Origin of the sequence: Mycobacterium sp. 852002-51971_SCH5477799-a (assembly GCF_001667145.1) — a bacterium.
Lineage (GTDB): Bacteria > Actinomycetota > Actinomycetes > Mycobacteriales > Mycobacteriaceae > Mycobacterium.
This window is the reverse complement of record NZ_LZIF01000066.1, coordinates 1-1,913: the sequence shown is the minus strand read 5'-3', so window position 1 is coordinate 1,913 and position 1,913 is coordinate 1. Positions and strand designations below refer to the sequence as shown.

1 protein-coding gene is annotated in these 1,913 nt (G+C 64.2%); it reads left to right on the top strand.

Annotated elements, in window-relative coordinates; translation table 11 throughout:
• Window positions 1-1,913 (top strand): condensation domain-containing protein (locus A5753_RS07680; RefSeq protein ID WP_231990031.1); only part of this gene is annotated, 1,913 nt, incomplete at both ends.

Genomic DNA, 1,913 nt, shown 5'->3' with positions numbered 1-1,913 from the left:
TATCTGGGGCGTGCTGATGAGCAGGTCAAGATCCGCGGGTATCGCATCGAGTTGGGTGAGGTTCAAGCGGTGTTGGCCGCCCAGCAGGGTGTGCGTCAGGCGGTGGTGATCGCGCGCGAGGACGTCGCTGGGGATAAGCGTCTGGTGGGGTATGTGACCGGGACCGCCGAGCCGGCGGTGTTGCGCAGCGCTGTGGCTGAGCGGCTGCCCGCTTATATGGTGCCGGCTGCGGTCGTGGTGATCGAGGCGTTGCCGCTGACTGCTAACGGCAAACTCGACACCAAAGCCTTGCCGGCCCCGGGCTATCAAGACGGCGAGGGCTATCGCGCCCCGACCAGCTTGACCGAAGAGATTGTTGCTGGGATTTATGCCCAGGTTCTTGGCTTGGAGCGGGTCGGGGTTGATGACTCGTTCTTTGAGGTGGGTGGGGATTCGCTGTCGGCGATGCGGGTGATTGCCGCGGTGAATAAGTCCTTTGATGCGGGTCTTTCGGTGCGGGTGTTGTTCGAGGCGCCGACGGTGGCTGAGCTGGCGCCTCGTATTGAGGGTGCGGGTGGGGGTGGGCTGGAGCCGTTGGTGGCTGTGGAGCGCCCGGCGGTGGTTCCGTTGTCGTTTGCCCAGGCCCGGTTGTGGTTCCTGGATCAGTTGCAGGGGCCGTCACCGATTTACAACATGGCGGTGGCGTTGCGGCTCAGTGGTCGGTTGGATGCTGAGGCGTTGGGGGCGGCGCTGGCTGATGTGGTGGGCCGTCATGAAAGTTTGCGGACGTTGTTTGTGGCGGTGGACGGGGTCCCTCAGCAGGTGATTGTTCCGGTGGGGCGGGTTGATTTCGGGTGGCAGGTTGTTGATGCCGTCGGCTGGCCGGATGATCGGCTGGAGGCGGCTGTGGGCGCCGCGGCTCGTTACACGTTTGATTTGGCTGGCGAGATTCCTTTGCGGGCAAGGCTTTTCCGGGTCGCTGAGGATGAGCATGTGTTGGTGGCCGCGGTGCACCATATCGCTGCTGATGGGTGGTCGGTGGCCCCGTTGGTGCGGGATTTGGGTGTGGCGTATGCCAGTCGGTGTGCGGGGCAGGTGCCGGGGTGGGCGCCGTTGCCGGTGCAGTATGTGGATTACACGTTGTGGCAGCGCGCGCAGTTCGGTGATCTTGATGACAGCGGTAGTCGTATTGCCGGGCAGTTGGGGTATTGGGAGCAGACCCTGGCGGGGTTGCCTGAGCAGCTGCAGTTGCCCACGGATCGGCCTTATCCGCCGGTGGCCGATTATCGCGGGGCCAGTGTGGTGGTGGATTGGCCGGCCGAGTTGCAGCAGCGGGTGCGCGAGATGGCCCGCAAGCATGATGCGACCAGTTTCATGGTGGTTCAGGCCGCGCTGGCGGTGTTGTTGTCGGCGCTGAGTGCCAGTTCTGATGTGGCCGTTGGGTTTCCGATCGCTGGGCGGCGCGATCCTGCGCTAGATGATCTGGTCGGGGCGTTTATCAATACGTTGGTGTTGCGGGTGGATGTGGGCGCCGATCCCACCGTTGGTGAGTTGTTGGCTCAGGTGCGGGCGCGCAGTTTGGCCGCCTATGAGCATCAGGATGTGCCGTTTGAGGTGCTAGTGGAGCGGCTGAATCCGGTCCGGTCGTTGACCCATCATCCGTTGGTGCAGGTCATGCTGGCCTGGCAGAACTGGCAAGACGCTGATCCCGCCGCCGGGGTGGCCTTGGGGGAGGTGCAGGTCACGCCGTTGCGGGCCGATACCGACACCGCGCGCGCGGATTTGACGTGGTCGTTGGCCGAACGCTGGACCGAGGCTGGTGAGCCCGCCGGCATTGGCGGGCAGGTGGAGTTCCGCACCGATGTGTTTGATGTGGCCAGCATTGAGGTGTTGGTGGAGCGGTTGCAGCGGGTGGTGTTGGCGATGACCGCGGA